15 protein-coding genes are annotated in these 19,359 nt (G+C 59.5%); 6 read left to right on the top strand and 9 right to left on the bottom strand.

The features are described from left to right. Nucleotides 1–108: 108 nt before the first annotated feature. The 3 genes from AC1DNK_RS26390 to AC1DNK_RS26380 all read right to left on the bottom strand — a co-directional run bounded on the left by AC1DNK_RS26390 (nt 109) and on the right by AC1DNK_RS26380 (nt 2,474). A complete protein-coding gene (locus tag AC1DNK_RS26390) occupies nt 109–624 on the bottom strand; it encodes a DUF4062 domain-containing protein (protein ID WP_477944054.1) in 516 nt (171 codons plus the stop codon). A 111-nt stretch (nt 625–735) separates the two neighbouring features. Continuing rightward, complete coding sequence (locus AC1DNK_RS26385) at nt 736–1,476, bottom strand: hypothetical protein (protein WP_477944053.1); 741 nt, start codon at nt 1,474–1,476, stop codon at nt 736–738. Next, a complete protein-coding gene (locus AC1DNK_RS26380) occupies nt 1,473–2,474 on the bottom strand; it encodes a hypothetical protein (protein WP_477944052.1) in 1,002 nt (333 codons plus the stop codon). The genes AC1DNK_RS26385 and AC1DNK_RS26380 overlap by 4 nt, the downstream gene beginning before the upstream one ends. 203 nt (nt 2,475–2,677) lie before the next feature. Between AC1DNK_RS26380 and AC1DNK_RS26375 the strand changes: the two genes are divergently transcribed. Both AC1DNK_RS26375 and AC1DNK_RS26370 read left to right on the top strand, forming a co-directional pair. Beyond that, the gene (locus tag AC1DNK_RS26375) at nt 2,678–2,887 is read left to right on the top strand and encodes a dehydrogenase (protein WP_477944051.1); all 210 of its coding nucleotides are present in this window, start codon (nt 2,678–2,680) and stop codon (nt 2,885–2,887) included. 263 nt (nt 2,888–3,150) lie between these two features. Further along, nucleotides 3,151–3,945: a polysaccharide lyase family 20 protein gene (locus AC1DNK_RS26370; protein WP_477944050.1), complete on the top strand. Its 795-nt coding sequence runs from the start codon at nt 3,151–3,153 to the stop codon at nt 3,943–3,945. Nucleotides 3,946–3,990: 45 nt separating this feature from the next. Here AC1DNK_RS26370 and AC1DNK_RS26365 read toward each other — a convergent pair whose 3' ends face one another. The 3 genes from AC1DNK_RS26365 to AC1DNK_RS26355 all read right to left on the bottom strand — a co-directional run bounded on the left by AC1DNK_RS26365 (nt 3,991) and on the right by AC1DNK_RS26355 (nt 6,906). Beyond that, nucleotides 3,991–4,542, bottom strand: coding sequence for an RNA 2'-phosphotransferase (locus AC1DNK_RS26365; protein WP_477944049.1), 552 nt, complete (start codon nt 4,540–4,542; stop codon nt 3,991–3,993). Between the two features lie 63 nt (nt 4,543–4,605). Beyond that, complete coding sequence (locus AC1DNK_RS26360; RefSeq protein WP_477944048.1) at nt 4,606–6,273, bottom strand: RecQ family ATP-dependent DNA helicase; 1,668 nt, start codon at nt 6,271–6,273, stop codon at nt 4,606–4,608. Nucleotides 6,274–6,372: 99 nt separating this feature from the next. Continuing rightward, complete coding sequence (locus AC1DNK_RS26355; protein WP_477944047.1) at nt 6,373–6,906, bottom strand: hypothetical protein; 534 nt, start codon at nt 6,904–6,906, stop codon at nt 6,373–6,375. Between the two features lie 345 nt (nt 6,907–7,251). Between AC1DNK_RS26355 and AC1DNK_RS26350 the strand changes: the two genes are divergently transcribed. Beyond that, nucleotides 7,252–8,538, top strand: coding sequence for a trypsin-like peptidase domain-containing protein (locus AC1DNK_RS26350; RefSeq protein ID WP_477944046.1), 1,287 nt, complete (start codon nt 7,252–7,254; stop codon nt 8,536–8,538). Nucleotides 8,539–8,960: 422 nt separating this feature from the next. Further along, nucleotides 8,961–9,752 carry a DUF429 domain-containing protein gene (locus AC1DNK_RS26345; RefSeq protein ID WP_477944045.1) on the top strand — a complete coding sequence of 264 codons (792 nt, stop codon included), beginning with the start codon at nt 8,961–8,963 and terminating at the stop codon, nt 9,750–9,752. Nucleotides 9,753–9,825: 73 nt separating this feature from the next. Here the strand turns inward: AC1DNK_RS26345 and AC1DNK_RS26340 are convergent, their stop codons facing one another. Beyond that, the gene (locus AC1DNK_RS26340; protein ID WP_477944044.1) at nt 9,826–10,689 is read right to left on the bottom strand and encodes a hypothetical protein; all 864 of its coding nucleotides are present in this window, start codon (nt 10,687–10,689) and stop codon (nt 9,826–9,828) included. 569 nt (nt 10,690–11,258) lie between these two features. Here AC1DNK_RS26340 and AC1DNK_RS26335 point away from each other — a divergent pair. After that, nucleotides 11,259–14,285 (top strand): alpha-mannosidase, encoded by a 3,027-nt coding sequence (locus AC1DNK_RS26335; protein WP_477944043.1) that lies wholly within the window; start codon nt 11,259–11,261, stop codon nt 14,283–14,285. 19 nt (nt 14,286–14,304) lie between these two features. Here the strand turns inward: AC1DNK_RS26335 and AC1DNK_RS26330 are convergent, their stop codons facing one another. Both AC1DNK_RS26330 and AC1DNK_RS26325 read right to left on the bottom strand, forming a co-directional pair. Further along, nucleotides 14,305–18,036: a PAS domain-containing protein gene (locus AC1DNK_RS26330; protein ID WP_477944042.1), complete on the bottom strand. Its 3,732-nt coding sequence runs from the start codon at nt 18,034–18,036 to the stop codon at nt 14,305–14,307. A gap of 120 nt (nt 18,037–18,156) precedes the next feature. After that, nucleotides 18,157–18,651, bottom strand: a complete 495-nt coding sequence (locus AC1DNK_RS26325) for a cupin domain-containing protein (RefSeq protein ID WP_112514855.1) — start codon at nt 18,649–18,651, stop codon at nt 18,157–18,159. Between the two features lie 133 nt (nt 18,652–18,784). Between AC1DNK_RS26325 and AC1DNK_RS26320 the strand changes: the two genes are divergently transcribed. Beyond that, nucleotides 18,785–19,333, top strand: coding sequence for a carboxymuconolactone decarboxylase family protein (locus AC1DNK_RS26320; RefSeq protein WP_477944041.1), 549 nt, complete (start codon nt 18,785–18,787; stop codon nt 19,331–19,333). Nucleotides 19,334–19,359 lie beyond the last annotated feature (26 nt).

The raw sequence follows: 19,359 nt of genomic DNA, 5'->3' as shown, positions 1-19,359 counted from the left end.
GACCGAGCCGATATACGCCGACATTGATAAACCACGACCCAGAGACATTGCGGCCGTCTGGCTTAGCCTCGGAACCGCGTCCGGTATAACGCTGGAATAAGCGTCCGGTTAAAGATCGGAATTCCTGTCCGGTTTCATTGGAATACGCAGGTTGGCTCGTTTCGCATGATCGAGGGCTTCGCGGACTGCAAGCTTCAGATCGCCAAGGTTTTCCCATGCTTTGCGGATCCGATTGTGCTGGGCCTCTTCAATAAAACCATGAAGCTTCTTGCGTCCGAGATCCGTGGCCTCTGATTTCCCAGCAGCAATATCCTCTGGTTTGCCGTGGATCATTACAAGAACCGGAATGTCCCTCTCGACCGCGCACCGGAATTCCTGGTGCGTAAAGCTGAGGCCGGAACTGTCGACGGTCCCGTAGCGCCCCCCGATGATGAGGATGTAGTAGTCGCTTTCCTCGATCAGTGGCGTGATGAAATCCATCTGTTTCTGGTCGGTTGCCGGAAACGACTCCATTTGGACCGGGAAGTCTCCGATCGATATCACCGCATCCTGGACCGCACGACGTTCCGCCTGCAGGTCCGTGAAAGTGCTGCTGATGAAAATTTGATATCGCTTATCAGTCACTGTGTGTTTGCCCTAGATGAATCCATGAGGCACGATAGTTGGCGGCATCAAAAAGTCTATCAGGCTCTGGGGACCCGCCTCCCGGAAAAAACCTTCCAACACCAGGGCTTTTTAGCTTCCGGTTTCCTTTGTCGGACGCTTCTGTGCTGGTCGCGGGTTCTCCGTCGTAGAAATTTCCACGGGAGCTACGCTCCGGCCACGCGTTAATTGAACGACAAGTGGAATGAGCAAGGGAATGATTGATGCCAGTCCCGCGAAAATAGGCCAAAAGACAATTGTGGGAACGAGGAAGTTGCGCTGCTCTACCTGTGCGACTGCTTGCGCGGCTTGGATGTCAGCCGTGTATTGCTTAGTGTCGATCGGATTGAAGTATTCGTCGCCCACCGCGACTGCCAGTCTGCTATGTTGGTAGCGTTGAATCGCAAGGAACTTCATTTTAGAATTAGGCTCCAGATCGAAGTGCTGCGCCTTGCTCAGGTCAAGTCGAGCAGCAGTCGAGCCTGCGAAGACGTAGGTGACATCGTTGGGGATTCGCAGCTCCACGTCTCGCTGAAGCTTTTCAGTCGGATTGCCGACCTCGTACTCGACAACGGTAAAGCCGAACGAAAGGAAATTTATCACGTTCTTTACATCGTCCGCAGGATTCGCGATGCCTAAGTCGTTGGCACTGAGCATTTTATTTGCGGTGCTGGGTACCTCGATGGCCGCGTAAGTCATAATGATGGGCGGACGCTTGTTTTCCAGTTTGTCCGTAGCGCCGATCTGAAAGTAATCGACCAAATAGGCTGCCACGAGCGCGCTCACGATCGTCACGAACAAGTTGATCGCCACGTTTCCAAGGGTGATCTTCATCCGGCAGCCCTCTCATCGAGAAATGCAAGCCAGCGAACGTGAGCGCCAGCATCGGCGAGCATGTAGATCGCTAACTCCAGCGGAGGCTGCGCGGGTTCTTCCGAACCAGGTTCATGACGATAGAAATGCGCCGCCTCAATCCACGATCGAAGAGCTGCCAGCCGTTTCTTTGCAACCATGAGGCCGGGCCGTTGCCCTGCGTAGATCCGGTCAACTAATGGCGACAAATGCGTTTGAACCTCCCCAGTCCCAAGTTGCTGCGCTTTGGGAAACATCAGCCGAAACAAGCTTTCAGTAGCGAAGAAGCCTTGTCGGATGGCGGTTTTGCCGTCGGTAAGTTCCCCATCGAGCGCTGTGAACGCCGCTTCAAATAGGGATCGCACACCGTTGTAGCGGGATCGACCGAGTGCAGTGATAGTTGCCACACGTCCGGTTTCGAACTCCGGATCCACCGCATAGTGGACACCCCCTGCTGGATCGACGCGATAGCCCATCTGCTCTTCTTGGAAAATCCGGGTCACAGTCTCAAGAAACGGCCTGATCTGGTCGCTCGCGCTCAAGCGAGAGACGTTTCGAAAGCACACGCAGACGATTGTGATCATGTCGAGAACGTCACGCATCTCCATGCCACGAACAACTCTTGTCCACTCGAAGTCCGATCGTACCAACCCAAGTCTAATGCCAAGCTCGTGTTCGGCTGTGTCCACGATATTGAATCCGCGCTTCGATATGCGGTGGAACACCATAGCTAATCGATTGCGCATCCTATCGCTGTCTTGCTGCAACTCAGGCCGACGCAGATAGACCTGAGAAAATCGTTTTCCTTGAATTTGTTCGGTCAAGTGACAGTCCAGTTCCTGCCTCATAGGATTCAACTGCCCCGAATCTGCGGCATTGCTTAAACAAGAGCAACCGTTGTGAGGGCGCAATCCTGTTGGTTCCTGGGGATATAGGCGTGCCGTTTTGGATTTTTCGATCCAGTCCTTGAGATGGGACATGCCCTATCTCGCAGGTGCGGGGCCAGAGCGCGGCGATGCTATAAGGAAGGACTCGTTCTAATCCTGGTTGCCGCGACTCGTTTCCGCCGTCAACTTCCATCAAGTCCAACGGTTCCGGCCGCGATGAGGCAATGAAGTCTCGAATTGTTGGACATGCTCATCGACAACGCACCACGCAGTTCCCGTTCAGGGGTCGAAAACGTATGCTTGCAGAGAACAAGGCTGTCGAAATCACGGATCCGGTTGAAGCCGCCCTTGCCTGGCATGACGGCGATGCCCGAGCTACGATCGAGACCTTGTTGGAGGACTGCGGCCACCTGCGCGAACAGCTTGAGATTGCTCGTTCGTTTCTGAGTAAGGGCGTCACGAGAGGCTGGTCGCCGGAAAAGGACAGGCAGGCGCCGACCGAATGATCCTATTCGTAAAATGACCTCGCAGCAGGGGATGCCACGAAGTCTCCAGGTAGGATCGCTCCGGCTATCTCGGACCAGGAACGGTGGCCATGATATTTGACGTGAGCAGCAGCTTCTGTCCGGTTGGCGACATTCCCAGTTTTCTAAGCTGGACAGCGAGAACGAGGTGGCGGGCAACCTTAGTCACTATGGGCGAATTGACTACCGGGCTGCGCGTCGCGTTACGATAGCGTGTCGGATACTCGCGATCCATGGAGCACGCGATGAGGTTCATTCCAGCCACTTTAAGGGCTATCGAACTGGCCCTTATCTTTCTCATGGGCACGGCCGCCTGCGCGTCCGAAGGAACCTCCATCAAAATCGGTGAGGGTGAGCGGATCAAATCGGCGGACATCGCAACAGGATGGCATCTTCGCCGCCAGTACCACTATAAGGCTCCGCCATACGGCGTGCAGTTGGTGACGGCTCCCCAACCAGTCAAGAGCGGCAAATACTCCTTGAGGATCGAGCTCCGCCGGGGCGATTGCGATGTGGTCACGGGTGGCTGGAGCGACTGCCAGCACACGAACGAGCGCAACGAGATCATAACGACTGGCGATGACTTCATGCCCGTCAACACAAAGGGCGATTACGGCTGGAGCTTCTATCTGCCGTCGGACTGGAACCCGACCGATCTCTGCGAGATCATCATGGGGCAATTTCACGAAGAGAATCGGTTCAATCCTGACTACCAGTTCTTCTATCAGAGCCACGGCGGCGGACTGCAAGTGAAGAGCCGCGTCGATACGAACAACGGCACCTTCGGCAAGGATGTCCGGACGATAATCCCCGAAAAAGACCTTCGCGGCCGATGGCACGACATCCGAGTCCAAGTTTACTGGCGCAACAAGAACGACGGCTATTTCCGGGTGTGGGCCGACGGGCAGCTGGCATACGACTTCAAAGGCCGTACCACCGCGGCAAAGCGGGTCTTCTACAAACTCGGATTTTATCGATTGTCTGCGACCGCGGAATCTCCGACACTTGTGATGTACTACGACGACATCTGGCGAAAGTAAGCCTCGGCACCCGACGGACCCGCGATGGAAAGCTAGGGACTGACGTCACGACGCTTCAAGATCGTCGAATGTCAAGTATTCGGCCGCAACCCGGTCAGTCAGCCAGACGCCGTTCTCGGCTTGGAAGAACTGGATGCCATTCTCGAACATCCGCTCCGAAGCCACCGTCAGAACGATCGGCTTGCCGTGCCTGCCGCCGACCTTCATGGCCGTCTGGCGCTCACGCGAAAGATGAACCTGCTGGCGTTTGCCGGGGAGCAAGCCCTGGCTCATGATGGAGTCAAGGTTGGAGATCGCCGTCCCGTGGAAGAGCGTAGCGGGCGGTCGCGACGGTGCAATGCCGAGATCGACAGCGACCGAATGCCCCTGAGCCGCGCGAATCCTCAAGCCGTCTTCCGAGATCGTAAAGCGCTTCTTGTCGTTGTTCTCGACAACGACATCCAGCGCTGCTCGGTCGAAGCCAGGGTTTCCCGCTCCCCTGACTTTGGCGATCAGCGGGTCGATGGGCGTCCAGCCGTTGGCATCAAGGGTTATACCGTACTTGCCGGGTTCATGGCGAAGGACGAGGCTCAATAGCTTACTGATTTCTCTGGACATTACGGCCTCGGGCAGTTGTGACGGTGGCGTTTTAACAGTCGATCGCCGCCGTTGGCAACGTTGTTACGTTTGCTTAGCGAAGACCGAGACGACATGCTGGGTCAGTGTCACCTGCCGTTGGTCAGCGCCCGCGCAGGCATCACAGCAATAGCGGAACCTGCGCGGTCTGGCTTCTTTGCTGAAGGCCCAGTTTAGGATTCGGATTCCAAGACTTTGACGCGACCGGACTTTAGGCCCTGCGAAATACTCGACCAGTCCCTCGCGGAAGCATTCCTTTGAACCGAGGAGCCCGGCGAGGTCGTCCATTTGCGAGATCCGTTGCTTGAGCATGAGCTTTGCCGACCGCTCATCGAGACCCGAGCCATTTGCCGTCTTTTCTGCCATGAACCGGAGCAGACCGATGTCGCGCCTGGGGCCGCGTCCGGCCTCAGTGAAGGTGATAGCGACCGACTGGTTGCCGTCCCGTCCTGCGCGACCAAATTCCTGCAGATAATCCTCGACGGACGCAGGCTGCTGCCAGTGTACGACGACACGCACGTCCGGAACGTCCAATCCCATGCCGAACGCATTCGTGCAGATGATGTGGTTCACGATGGGACGGCTTTCGCCCTGGAAGCGTTTGAGCAATTCCTGCCGTTCCCACTCGGATCCGAGTTTGGAATGATAGAAGGGGATGTCCGAGCCGTTCTTGCGCAGATCCGCCTGCAGCTCTTGTCCGATACGAGCGGTCGGAACGAAGATCATGGCCTTCCGCGATGCGAAAACAGGGAGGCGCAGGAGGGCGGCGATCTCGCGATGGCGCGATGAGGGAGGAGTGGGCCATCGAACAAGGGCGATGTTCGGCCTGTCGACGCCGCGGACGAAGACTTCGGCGTTGGCGGCCCCAAGAGATGCCAGGATGCGCTGTTGCATCTCGCGGCCTGCGGTGGCGGTAAAAGCGAGCACGGGCGGAGACCCGAGGGTTGCACGTACTTCGGCAAGGCGTCCGTATTCCGGACGGAAGTCTCTACCCCACTGATCCACGCAGTGGGCTTCGTCCACGACAAGGAATTCGGGCTGAAGCTCGGCCAAGGCCTTGCGCTCGTCTCGGCTCTTCACAAAGAAGCGCTCCGGCGCCAGATACAGGAACTTCAGCGCGTTCGCGCCGAGCATGCCATATCGGATTTCCTTCTCTTCCTTGCCGAGGCCGCTGTTGACGAAGGTTGCCGGGATCTTCCGCCGCATCAGGCCGGAGACCTGATCGCTCATGAGCGTCTTCAGCGGGCTCACGACCAGAGTGCAGCCTCGGCGCAGCACGGCAGGAATCTGGAAGCAAAGTGATTTTCCGGATCCTGTCGGGCTGACGACTAGAACCGACTTGCCTGCGAGTGCCGCGAGGACGATCGGGAGCTGTCCGTTGCGGAAATGCGAGACGCCGAAGAGGCGCAGCACGGGGCCGAAATTCATGCCCGCTTCCAGACCGCGTGCATCGCGATCCAGCCAGCGGGCGAGCCGCATGGCCCAGCGCTCGATGGCGCGGCGGGCAAGTCCCCCGGCAAGGTTCGGATGATGAGCCGCGTGGCAACCATCGCAGAGCGTCACGAGGTTCGAGAGCTCGTCTGACCCGCCCATGGATCTGGGAAGTAGATGGTGCACGTCGGCATCGCGCGACCGAACCTTCGTCGAGCACGAAACGCATATGTAGCCGTCCCGCGCAAGAACAAGACGGCGCGTGTCTTCCCAATGTCCCAACGGCCTCGGCTCGGTTGATGCAGTTCGGCAGAGAATGCGCGACAGATCCTGAGAAAACGTAACCGCACGTCACGCCTAGTGTGGATCGACGAGCACCAGCTAGGGGAGCGGCGATTGATAGCGAGCTAATTCTTCGTCACTCAAATCGTAGGAGGCCAGTGTCCCGGACTTCCGCACAAGGACACCAAGTTCGCACAATTCCCGCAAGACCTCAGACACTTCGTCATGCGCCAAGCCTAAACTGCTCGCGATTTCCTGGGACGACGAGTCCGGATTTGCCTTCAAAAATCGGCGAACGAGCATCTGAGGAATGGTCAGCCGCGGCTTGAGGTCATAGTAGCCACTGTTCAGTCGCTCTTGCTCCCGGCGTTGTCGTTCAACAACTTCGCCTGCTGCCCAGTCACCAAGAGCGTATAGCCGCTCCAACACCTGCTGTGCTCTTTCGGCGCCTTCCGTTGCCAATCCCGTTTCCCCAATGAAGTAGGAGGGGACGCCATCGTTGATCCGCCGCTCGTCAGAGGAGCCATCGTGAATGAGCGCCACGGGAGGCAGGTCCATGGTCACGACATTCCTATAACCGGAAACTTGTACGATTTCTTCAAATTTCCAAGCCTGAACGATCTTGCCGATCATGACCTCGAACCAACTTTCAGGTTTCGCGTGAGTTCAGAGCCGAGGTAGCACAGGACGCGCCTTGCGTCACGCCGTGTCGGCCTTCACGCATCCAGGCAAGAAGCTTTTGAACAAGGCGCATCGCTTTAAGGTGTCACCGACCGGGAGGGTCGCATTCGCGTCGAAGGTCGTGAAGAGGAATGCGCCGCAGCTGTGGGCGGGGGGGCGGGTGGCGTTGGTGTCTACGAAAACCTCCAACGTGCAAAAAAGATGGTGACAGCGGATCGGACGATTAAGGAAGATTGCAATAACAGGTTGAATTCCAGGCCACTGAAGTTCTAGCTTGCGGTCGTCTGGGGAATTCGCATGTCCGTCACATCTCGTTTAATCGCCGCTGCTGGTCTCGCGGTTGCAATCTCTTCGCAATGCTTTGCCGATCAGCCCAGTTCCTCAGGCACTGGGTTCGCGGTGACCTCCGATGGCTGGATCCTGACCAACGCTCACGTGATTCAGGATTGCGGCCGTATTGAAGTGAAAGGGAAGGGTGACGCTGCCGACCCGCGCATCGATGAAATCAACGATCTTGCCGTCGTCAAAATTGCCGGAGGCGAGGCATTAAAGCCCTTGGTATTCCGCAAGTCGCCAACGCGTCTCGGGGAGGATATCGTCGCAGTCGGATTTCCCCTGGCGACGTTGCTCGCAGATTCCGTGAAGGTCACGACAGGTAACGTCAATGCCTTGGCGGGTATCCGCAACGACACGCGGTACATTCAGATTTCGACGCCGATCCAGCCCGGCAATTCGGGTGGACCCGTTGTCGATCGGAACGGCTATCTCCTCGGCATCACAAGTGCGACGCTGTCGAAAAAGACGGCCGACGAGATCGGGATCACTGCCCAAAACGTCAACTTCGCTATCCGAGCTTCGGTCGCCGAGTTGTTCATGCAGTCTCAGAGCTTGACCGATCAAGCCGCTGAAAGCCCAGCCAACCAGACGCCGCTTTCAACTGCGGATCTCGCTGACAGCGTTACGCCGTCAGTCTTTCAGATCCTTTGTTACCCCAAGCCGGATGCCCGGGTAGCAATGCTTCCGGATGCGCCCGATCAAGAGCAGGCAGCACCCGCTGCAAATTCCGCTAGTCTGCCGTCCGAGACACGCGTCATCAACGCACCTTCGCTCTTTGTGCCGATAGCCAAGAGTGGCTTTGTCCGGCATCCCAAGGGTGTTGCGCCAGTCAAGTTTGCGGCCAACGGGGACGCGAGGACGATCGCGCAGGCGCCCAACGGAACACCAGTGAAGGTGACCGCGATCCTCGATGACTGGTATCGAGTTGAGGCGGGCGGCGCGACAGGATACATGCACTACTCCTGGGTTCGCGTCGACCAGTTCGAAGAGCCACAAGACGACAAGCGTTTCGTTCAGGTGAAGTCCTACCGGACACTTGATGATGCCCGATCGTTCATCAAGGGATCATCGGTTCCCCTCGCTGCCCACCTTGCCGCCAACGGCTGGATCGCGATCACGCTGAACGATGCTTACGGGGAGCAGGAAGCGAAGGATCTCTCCAACGCGCTGAAAGCTCATGGTCTCATTGCAAAGGACGCCATGGTCACACTCGGGAATACCTACGTCCGCAAAGTGTGCTGTGACTAACTTGGGGAGATGGCTCAAAGGGAGGGCTCATTGAAATTGGTCAATCGTACGCCTATCCGCGTCATACTTACCTTTTCCGTCCTCTTGGCTGTTGCCGGATCTGCGGTGGCGACCAATACGCCCTGCAGCGGGCGGAAGGGAGGCGTCGCGGGGTGCCAGGGAGAAACCTTCTTTGCAACGACGGTTCGGTAAGTGGCAGCAAGAAATCCTGCTCCGCCTACATGGGAGGAGCTGTCGGCTTGCTTGGTGGCGCGACACAAATGGTTCCCGTTGCCGACGGCGAGTGCTCGTGTCGCTCTGGTGAATACTGCACTGGCCCGCGCGGCGGACGATATTGCACGACAGACGATGGACGGAAGAGCTATTTGCGGAAGTGAACGTTCTGCTGCGCGCAGCTCGATCGGCGCTATCCGGAGGGGCCATTGAAATCAGTTCTTGGCATTGATGCAGCCTGGACAGAGCGCCAGCCGAGTGGCGTCGCACTGATCACCGACGATGGCTCCGGGTGGAAGCTCGTCGAGGCTGTGGCGTCCTACGCCGCGTTTCTCGAAGCCGAGGAACAAGCAGCCCCGATATTGCGTCATCGCGGATCGAAACCAGACGCGAAGTCTCTGCTGACCGCGGCGGAGCACAGGGTCGGCGCGCCAGTCGATCTGGTGGCTATCGACATGCCTTTATCGCTTACCCCAATCAGCAGCCGGAGGACTTCGGACAATATCATCTCGACGATGTACGGCAACAAGCATGCCAGCACCCATACCCCAAGCGCTCAGCGACCAGGCAAAATCAGCGATGACCTCAGAGTGGAGTTCGAGGATGCCGGGTATCCGTTGGCAGTATCGCGCCTTAATCCGAGATCGCTGATCGAGGTATACCCGCATCCTGCTCTGATCGAACTCGCCACGGCGGATCGACGTTTGCCTTACAAGCAATCCAAAGCCCGAAAATATTGGCCCGATAGCAGCCCGGCTGATCGCCAGACAAAGCTGCTGCAGATCTGGGATCGGATTTTAGGGTTGCTGGAGACAGAGATCGGCGGGGTGCGTCGGGCTCTTCCGCTTCCTGCGGCGACATCTCGGGGCTACGAGCTGAAGGCATTCGAGGATGCCCTGGACGCGATCGTGTGCGCCTGGGTTGGAGCCTGCGCGCTTGATGGACGCGCGCAGGCATTCGGAGATCGGGAATCTGCGATTTGGGTGCCCATTCATTCCTAGGTCGAAGGTGGGAGCCGACGCGATGGCATCAATCGGGAAGTCGTCCGGAGTGGCGGGGTTGAAGTCACTGAAATTATGCCGCGGTCGGTCGGGCTTGGCGGCTTGGCGCAAATCCGAACGTCATCTCTGCGATATCATCGAGACGAATCTCGTTGTTGATTTCGTCGAGCTTGCGGCTGACCAAGGATGGTCTGCGGCTGCCGGTCCTGTCTGAGTTCGCTCGCGGCGACATCAGCGAGTTGTCGAGCATTATCATCGGTTCCCGCCCGCGCTCCAACGCTCTCTCCCGGTGCGGCGCGATGACTTCCATCATGTTCCCTGCGGTACGGACCGCCGTCGCGGGAAGCGTGATCTGATCGGTGACGGACAGGCCACCGGGATATTGGTCCTCTCCAAGTAGATCGTACATGTGGTCCGATAGGCAGAACTGCTCGGGAACGGTCGGCAGAGCCTCCGAGATCTGTTCGCCAGTCCGGTGGATACCGATACTCCCGTACAGCAGAAGGAACTGCCGCATCGCGAGCTGTGCTCGCTCGCGTTCGTTGTAGTCCGCGGTGAGCAAAAGTGGTGCATACTTCTTCTCTGAACGAAGGAACTGGATTGGAGCGGCAAACATCGTGAGCAGGGTTGTTCCCAATGCTCGGTTTGCCGACGCGCTCTCGACGAGCAGGGCGGAGCGACCGGGCTGTGACAGCTTCTTGGAGATCGCGGCAATCGCAGTCTCCACTTCGATGGCGGTGACACGTCCAAGCCGAAAGGCGTGGTCTATCTCGCTAAGACCCAAGTTAGTTGCGACGTCGATGTGACTGAGAAAGAGACTTGGGTCGAGGGCGACATTCAGATTTGCATTCGCCGCCGCGTCATTGAACCAACCCGTGAATTCTGCGAGGTGGGCCTTTATGAGGGTGATAGTTTCGGGGGTAGGGGTGGCTAGCATTGGTGAGTGCCCTTCAGATTTCGTCGCACCTGGATCTACAGGGCGCCTCCTGAAAACGCGTGAAGGGCAACGATCGCATTTTAGGCAAGCCGAGAACATTTTGGCCTCGGTTGACCGTAACTGAAACTGCCTCTGTTTGATGCTGATCATTGCATCAGTCTTGCCAACGGCGTCCGTCGAAAATCATCCTTAAATTGTGGGTGAACGCCCATAGCCGTTGGGCAGTTGACAGCGATCTAAGCTGTGAGCCGCGCAAAAAGCCGTTTCATCAAACGATTGCTTTTGACGCGAGAGAGATCCGTCGCTTCAGCCAAACACTAGGTTGGCCCATTTCAGCTTGGAATACGGCCGGATCCATCTTGGTACGGCCAATACTCGGTTGAGTTTAGCAGTATCACGCCCGAAACTCTCGCAACTGATTTCTTGCATGCTTGACGTGAAAACAAAGTTACTTAATCTAAGAAGGCCGCGCGATCTGTTGGAGGAGACGGAGCCGCGCCGCTGGCGGCTCGTCCGCGCCATTCCACTCTCCCCGCCCGAGCATTCGACATCATTCGATAGGACACGCTATGTCTCTCACCATTGCCCAGCGTCTCGACAGCCTGAAAGCACGCACCGCCGAACTCGCCCATTGGCGCGACAGGCAGAGCGTGGAAATCGACGGCTGGACCTTCGACGGCGAGCCGATCGCCCATCACCAGGATTGGCCGCATCGCAAGGGCACGGTGCATTTTTCCGCTTCGGCAAAAGCGCCGGCCGACTGGCCGCTGGACAAGATCCGCCTGCAGCTCGATCTCGGTGGCGAAAGTCTGGTCACGCTGAACTACGGCGGTGAGGAGGCTGAGACGTTCGGGCTCGATCCCTATCATCAGGAGTTTCCTGTCAGAGGTCGCGAGTTTTCCATTTCGACGGAGAGTGTGGCGCGTTTCCCCTTCGGCGAGCCCAACCGTGCGCCGCGGCTGAACAAGGCGCGGCTGATCTGGCTGGACGAGCCGGTTCACCGGCTGCATCTGCTGCTGCGGCAGATCACCGAAGCTGTCGATGTGCTCGACGGGCATGAAGCTGTCGCGCATATGATAGAGGCGGCAGAACAGGCGCTCGGCAGTCTCGACTGGCCGTCGGATACGGCAGCCTATGTGTCCCGCACGTCGGGTGCGTTCATGCAGCAGAAGATCTGGGAATTGCCGGAGCTGCAGGATCATCCGGCCGGGCTCGACGACCAGCAGAGCGCCACGGCGCAGGCAGCTTTCGATACGCTGACGATCAGACTGAAGGAACTGCGGAAGCGCTTCCCGCCGAATGGAGAACTGCTTTTGACCGGCCACGCCCATATCGATCTCGCCTGGCTGTGGCCGTATAACGAGACGCGCCGGAAGATGCGCCGGACCTTCAATACCGCACTGTCGCTGATGGAGCGCTCCGGCGATTTCCGCTTCAACCAGTCCACCGCCCATTATTATGCGCAGATGGAAGAGGATGATCCGGCGCTTCTGGAGAGGATCAAGGCGAAGGTCGCCGAGGGCAAATGGGAAACGGTCGGCGGCATGTGGGTCGAGCCCGATACCAATATGCCGACAGGCGAAAGCCTGGTCCGCCAGGTTCTCTATGGTCAGCGCTATTTCGAAAAGACTTTCGGCATCCGCCACAGCGTCTGCTGGCTGCCGGATTGCTTCGGCTTTTCAGGCGCCTTGCCGCAGATCCTCAAGCTTGGCGGCATCGACAGCTTCTTCACCATCAAGGTCAACTGGAGCGAGACCAACCATATTCCCTCCGATCTGTTCTGGTGGAAGGGTCTCGATGGCAGCCAGGTGCTGACCCACACGTTCGACAATCCGATGCACGGCTATAACGGCTTCGTGCAGCCGGATTGCTTCGTGCCGACCTGGAAGAATTTCCGCGGCAAGACCCAGCACGAGACCTCGCTTCTGGCCGTCGGCTACGGCGATGGCGGCGGCGGGGTGACGCCGGAAATGGTCGAGCGCGAGGTGCAGCTGCGCGATTTCCCGGCGATCCCGCAGGCCCGCTGGGGCACGGTGAAAGGCTACTACGAACAGGCGCACAAGACCGCGGCGGAAAAGCAGCTGCCGGTCTGGGATGGGGAAATCTATCTTGAACTGCATCGCGCCACACTGACGACGCAGAGCGGGGTCAAGCGCAAGCATCGTCAGGCCGAGCGCGCTCTGATCACCGCCGAAACCATTGCCTCGCTCGCTCACATGCTGGGTGCGGAAAAGCCGCGGAGCCTCGAAAGCGACTGGCGCGTGGTGTTGAAGAATGAGTTCCACGACATCCTGCCGGGGTCAAGTATCCGCGAGGTCTATGCCGATGCCGAACACGAGCTCGACGGCGTGATCGGCAACGCCCGCCAGGAGCAGGCGTCAGGCCTGACCGCGCTCGCCTCTGTCCTGCCAAGGGGCGCGGCATCATCTGCGCTTGTGGTGGTCAATCCGTCGCTTGCAGCCCGGCCGCTGAACGCCACGCTGCCTGACGGAACGGCCATCTCGTCTGCCGATATCGTCGCGCCGCTTTCCGTCGCGGTTTTCGATCGTAGCGCTCTGAAGCCGGCTGGCGGCCTGAAGGCAGCCAGGCAGGCGCTGGAGAACGAGCATCTCTCCGTGACAATCGGCACGGATGGTTCGGTGACGAGCCTGATTCACAAGGCAAGCGACCGTGAGGCGGTCGATAGCTCAGCCAACCAGCTCTGGGTCTATCCGGCCGACAAGCCGCGCAACTGGGATGCCTGGGATGTCGATGCCGACTATACCGCCAAGGCGATACGCCTCGATACGCCTGACAGCATCGAGCTGGTCGAGAGCGGTCCGTCTCGGGCGGCGATCCGCGTCGTCCACCGCTACAGAAATTCGCGTGTCACCAACACCTATGTGCTGACGGCCAATGCGAAACGCCTCGATATCGAGACAGAGATCGACTGGCACGACCGCCGCACGATGCTGCGCACCCTGAACCCGGTCGCCGTCAGCGCCCGGCAGGCAACGTTCGAATGCGCTTATGGCGTGGTCGAGCGCGCGACCCATACGAACACCTCCTGGGAACAGGCGATGTTCGAAGCCGCCGCCCACCGCTTCGTCGATATCAGCGAGCCGGGCTTCGGCGTGGCGCTGCTCAACAATGCCAAGTATGGCCACAGCGCCCGCGGCAATGTCATCGGCATGAGCATCGTGCGCGCGCCTGTTTATCCTGATCCGCTTGCCGATGAAGGCGCGCAGAAATTCACCTATGCGCTGATGCCGCACGAAGGGGCCTGGCATGAGGGTGGCGTTCTCGACGAGGCACTGGATCTCAATCAGCCGCTGATGACCGTCGAGGCAAGTGGGCTGGCAGCCGGAACTCTTTCGCCCGTCGGCGTTAAGGGCACGCCGGTGGCCTTCTCGGGCCTGAAGCCTGCAGAGGAGGGCGAGGGGCTGGTGCTGCGCCTCTACGAACCGGCCGGGCGCCGCGGCAAGCTTTCGCTGTCGCTACCCTCCGGATGGAAGGCATCCGGCGCTCTGAACATCCTCGAGGAGCCGCTGGAGCGGAAAGGTCCCGCCGATATCATGCCCTTCGAAATCCGGACCTGGAAACTGCAGAAGGGCTGATGCCGATCGGCAGCGCCCGCTAACGCGAGCGCGTCTGCCTTAAGACTGCGGCGGCGAGATCGGCCTGGCTATAGGGCTTGAGAAGAACAAGCGCGCTTTGATCTGCCTCGAAGCCTGCGACAGACGTATTGCCTGTCGCAAAGATCACGGGGAGCTTGGGATCGAGGGCGCGCGCCTTCTTCGCCAGCTCGGCGCCCGAGAGGCCGGGCAGGCCGACATCGGTCAGCAACAGGTCGAAACTGTCGGGTGACAGCTTCGCCAGCGCCTCTTCTGCGCTGCCTGCCTCGCTGACGCGGTGCCCGGATTGCTGCAGCATCTCGGCGGTATCCATGCGGATGAAATCGTCGTCCTCGACATAGAGGATCCGCAACGCCGCCGCCGGGGCCGCAGCTGCGGCGCTCCGCCTTTCGCCCTGCGCGGCGCGTGCCAGATTGCGCTGGCGCTGGTTGCTCAGAACGTGGCGGATCTTGCGGGCGAGAGCTTCACGGCTATAGGGCTTGGACAGGAGATCGACGCCGGCATCCAGCCGCCCGCCGTGGACGATCGAGTTTTCCGTATAGCCGGATGTGAACAGCACAGCGACATCGGGCAGGCGCTCTTTCGCCTTGCGCGCCAATTCCGCACTTTTCAGCGGTCCGGGCATGACGACGTCGGTGAACAGCAGATCGATGGGAATGCCGCTTTCGATGACCGTCAGGGCGCTGGCCGCATCCTTGGCCTTGAGGATGCTGTAGCCGAGATCGGCAAGCATCTCGACAACGGTGGCGCGGACTTCCTCGTCGTCCTCGGCAACAAGGATGGTCTCCTGGCCACCGGTCGCCGGGCCATGGTCGCCTTCAGTCAGCAGATCTTCTTCCTCCAGAGTGCGCGGCAGATAGAGACGAACGGTGGTGCCCTGTCCGATCTCCGAATAGATTTTCACATGGCCGCCGGATTGCTTGACGAAGCCGTAGACCATCGAAAGGCCGAGTCCGGTTCCCTTGCCGACAGGCTTGGTCGAAAAGAAAGGTTCGAAGACCTTGCCGATGATCTCGGGCGCCATGCCGGACCCGGTGTCGCTGACCGCCAGCATCACATATTGCCCGGCGCAGACATCGGCATGCCGGCGCGCGTAGTCGTCGTCGATAAAGGCGTTGCCGACCTCGATCGTCAGCTTGCCGCTTCCATCCATCGCATCGCGGGCATTGATCGCCAGATTGAGGATGGCGTTTTCGATCTGCACCGGATCGACGAAGGTGTTCCACAATCCGCCGGCGCGGATCGTCTCGATCTCGATGGCTTCGCCGATGGTCCGCCGCAGCATCTCACCCATATTGGCGACGAAGCGCCCGACATTGACGACCTTCGGCTCAAGCGGCTGGCGCCGACCGAAGGCGAGCAGCTGGCTCGCAAGTTTCGAGCCGCGATTGACGCCGGCAAGCGCGTGATCGATGCGCTTTTGCGCGCGCTCGTTGCCGACGACATCCTTGCTGAGAAGGTAGAGATTACCGGCAACAACCTGCAGCAAGTTGTTGAAATCATGCGCAACACCGCCGGTTAGCTGGCCGATTGCTTCCATCTTCTGCGTTTGCCGGATCAGTTCCTCGGCTTCCTGCAGTGCCGCGGCCTGTTCCTTTTCGGCCGTGACATCGCGTCCATAGGCATAGACCATCTCCTGCTCGAAAGAAAACCGCCAGGAAACAGTGCGTTGGCCGCCTTGCTTATGGTTGAACCGCAGCTCGACGCCCTGCAATTCGCCGCCGGAAACGGCCTGCTTCAGGGCGGTATCGAAGGCCGCTGCGTCGCCGGTCACCAGAAACTCACACATGCGGTGACCCGCGACTTCCTTCCGGCGGTGGCCGAGCAGCTCGGACCATGCGGGATTGATCGCCCGCACTTCGCCATCGGGCCGCATGACGACGAGAATGTCACCCGCGTTGCGCCAGACGCGGTCGAGTTCAGCGCTGCGTTCCGCGACTTTCCTCTCCAGCGATGCGGCAAATTCCTGCAGCGCCTCTTCGGCGCGGCGGCGTTCGACGGCAGTGCGGGTGCGCTCGGCAAAATCACGGATGAAATCGAGCTCGACCTGCGGCCATTCGCGGGGCACCGCGTTGTTGAGGAAGAGAACGGCAGCAATCTGGCCATTCTCGCTCAAGGGAACCGTGACGGCAGAGTGCACGCCGATCGCCTTCAGCGCATGGGAGGTGGCAGCTGTGCGCGGATCCTCGTCGACATCGGCAAAGACCACCGTCTCGTTGCGCTTGAGGTCGTCGATATAGGTGCCGTATTCGCGAAAATGCAGCGTGCCTGCAATGCTCGGGTTGCCGGCAACGTTCCAGTCCCGCTCGATCGTCACCGTTTCGGCAACCGGATCGATGATCCCGTAACCGGCCCGGGTGACGTGCATGGCCCGGCCGAGGATTTCGGCTGCGGCATAAGCAATTTCAGTCGGTTCGGTCGTTTGGCGGATGCAGTCTGCGAGATCGATCAGGGCGATGCGGCGCGCCTCCTCGTGCCGTGCGTCGGTGATATCGCTGTTGACGCCGATCATGCCGAGAAATTCGCCGCGAACGCCGAAGCGGGGCCGGGCGTCGGTGTGCAAGAGGCGGTACTCGCCTTCGTCGTTGCGATAGCGCGCCTCGACGGCAAAGGCCTCGCGCTTGGCGACGGCTTTTGTGACCTGCTCCATCAGCGGCGGGACATCGTCGGGATGGATCGTGGCGTTCCAGTCGAATGTCGAGATATCGCGCTCCGCCACACCCCAGAACTGCCGCATCGAGGCGTTGAGATAAAGGCAGTGCATCGCCTCGTCGCTCATCCAGAGCATGACCGGCGCATTCTCGGCGACCAGCCGGAAGCGCGATTCACTTTCGCGCGCAGCGTCCTCGGCTTCCTTGCGCTCGGTGACATCATAGCCCTGAACGAAGATACCGCCGATTTCGCCGTCATCGCCGGTCAGCGGCTGGTAGATGAAATCCAGGTAGCGGTCGATCAGTTCGGCATCCGGCCGTTGCTGCAGCTTCACCAGCTGTTCGCTGCCGATATAAGGGATGCCGGTGCGGCGCACCTGATCGAGCAGGGCGACGAAGCCCTGCTCCTCGACTTCAGGGAGCGCTTCGCGGATCGTCTTTCCGACGACGTTACGGTGGCCGACAAGCTGCTGATAGGCCGCATTGGCGATTTCGAAACGGTGGTCTTCCCCGCTCATCGTCGCCACGAAGCCGGGCGCCTGTTCGAACATCTTCTGCAGCCGCGCCTTTTCGGCCCTGAGCTGCCGTTCCGCCTTCACCTTGGCCGTCGTCTCGACGACGATCGCCATGACCGCGACCGGTTTTCCGGTCTCGTCGCAGATCGGCGAATAATCGAGCTTCGTCCACAGCCGCTCCGGCTCGCTGGTGCCACGGCGATAGAGCATCAGCTCCTGGTCTTCATAGACAAGCGTCCCGCCAGCCAGCACGACCTTCATCACATGGTCGTTGAAGTCGGCGACTTCAGGCCAGCCCTCGCGAACCTTCGAGCCGAAGAGATTAGGATGACGGCGGCCGGCGAAATCGGAATAGGCGTCGTTGTAGATCATCACGCCGTCTTCGTTCCAGAGCGTCACGATCGGCACGGGGGAGTTCAGGATCAGGCTGCAAACGCTTCTCAGCGTCGGCGACCATCCGCTGATCGGCCCAAGCGAGGTTCCCGACCAGTCGAAGTTTGCAATGATCTCAGCGGCCTCGCTTCCTCTCTTAAGGAAGGAATGACCGTGTATGCTGGCTTGATGCATCTTGTCCGACCCGCGTTTCCATCGGGAAACTGCCCATGAATATCGCCATAACTATAGAGCGATCGCCAACCGGCAAGAGCCCGGGAAAATCGAGATTGCAAAACCAGTTAACGCCGGTTCTTAAGCCTTGTGGATCGGATCGACCCAAGCCACTTCCTCCGGCTTCTCGACCGGCTCGATATCGAGATTGACGACCACCGGATCCTGGCCGGAGCGGACGAGCACGCATTCCAGCGTCTCATCGCGGCTGGCATTGATTTCCTGGTGCGGAACGTAGGGCGGGACGAAGATGAAATCGCCGGGGCCGGCCTCGGCGACGAATTCCAGGTTTTCGCCCCATCGCATTCTGGCCTTGCCCTTGACGACGTAGATGATGCTTTCGAGATCGCCGTGGTGATGGGCGCCGGTCTTGGCATTCGCATGGATCGTCACGGTGCCCGCCCAGATTTTCTCGGCGCCTGCGCGGGCATTGTTGATCGCCGTCGCCCTGTTCATGCCCGGCGTCTGGGCCGTGTTCGGATCGAGCGCATTGCCCGGAATGACCTTCACGCCGTGCTCGCGCCAATCGATAGGGCCGTGCGTGTGATCGCCGGAATGGTCGTGATCATGGCTCATCGTGAATCTCCTCTTCGGCAATTGTGCCCGGGATAGCGCAGGCGACGCAAGAGGCACTTACCCGAGATCTGTGATGGAGTTTGAGAGCCCGGACTGCTATCTCCGTCGCGATGGAATAACCGAGAATGATGCCATGAGCCACATCCCGCAGATCGACTACGACACCGCATCCGACGATATTCGCCAGGCCCATGACGAGGAAGTCCGGGTGCGCGGCCGGATGACCAATATGAAGAGAACGCTGCTGCATTCGCCTGCCGCGCACCGCATCTATGCCGAATGGTTCACCCTGCGCGCCGAGCTCAATCCTGCCGTCAGTGACCGGGAAATCTGGATCTTCTCGCACGCGATCTCGAAATCCAGCAACTCGAAGATCGCCATCACCTTCTTCCGCCGCGCGCTTGTGAATGCCGGCTTCGATCCGGATGCGCTGGTTCTTTCAGACAGGGAACGCCTGCTTGCCGATTTCGGCACCGCGATCGTTGCAGACTCGAACGCGATCCCCGCGGCGATCTGGGAGCGGCTCAAGCAGCTCTATCCCGCCAAGGTGCTCGTCGATCTCGTCGCCTTTGCAGGCATCATGCTGGCGACGGCGGTCTTCAACAACGTCGTGGAGATCGATTTCGATCCGGAACTTGAGGCATTTGCCGAAGGTGCTGCGCGTCCCGTTACGTCAGGTTGAACCACGCGTGGTATTCTTCTGTGCGA

Source organism: Rhizobium sp. 01N424 (assembly GCF_056399485.1).
The sequence above is the reverse complement of the archived record's forward strand: the minus strand, read 5'-3'. Positions and strand labels throughout refer to the sequence as shown.

Coding starts and splice junctions, on each gene's coding strand:
- AC1DNK_RS26385 (WP_477944053.1), bottom strand. CDS start 1,476: ATGAAGATCACCCTTGGAAACGTGGCGATCAACTTGTTCGTGACGATC.
- AC1DNK_RS26380 (WP_477944052.1), bottom strand. CDS start 2,474: ATGTCCCATCTCAAGGACTGGATCGAAAAATCCAAAACGGCACGCCTA.
- AC1DNK_RS26375 (WP_477944051.1), top strand. CDS start 2,678: ATGCTTGCAGAGAACAAGGCTGTCGAAATCACGGATCCGGTTGAAGCC.
- AC1DNK_RS26370 (WP_477944050.1), top strand. CDS start 3,151: ATGAGGTTCATTCCAGCCACTTTAAGGGCTATCGAACTGGCCCTTATC.
- AC1DNK_RS26365 (WP_477944049.1), bottom strand. CDS start 4,542: ATGTCCAGAGAAATCAGTAAGCTATTGAGCCTCGTCCTTCGCCATGAA.
- AC1DNK_RS26355 (WP_477944047.1), bottom strand. CDS start 6,906: ATGATCGGCAAGATCGTTCAGGCTTGGAAATTTGAAGAAATCGTACAA.
- AC1DNK_RS26350 (WP_477944046.1), top strand. CDS start 7,252: ATGTCCGTCACATCTCGTTTAATCGCCGCTGCTGGTCTCGCGGTTGCA.
- AC1DNK_RS26340 (WP_477944044.1), bottom strand. CDS start 10,689: ATGCTAGCCACCCCTACCCCCGAAACTATCACCCTCATAAAGGCCCAC.
- AC1DNK_RS26335 (WP_477944043.1), top strand. CDS start 11,259: ATGTCTCTCACCATTGCCCAGCGTCTCGACAGCCTGAAAGCACGCACC.
- AC1DNK_RS26330 (WP_477944042.1), bottom strand. CDS start 18,036: ATGCATCAAGCCAGCATACACGGTCATTCCTTCCTTAAGAGAGGAAGC.
- AC1DNK_RS26325 (WP_112514855.1), bottom strand. CDS start 18,651: ATGAGCCATGATCACGACCATTCCGGCGATCACACGCACGGCCCTATC.
- AC1DNK_RS26320 (WP_477944041.1), top strand. CDS start 18,785: ATGAGCCACATCCCGCAGATCGACTACGACACCGCATCCGACGATATT.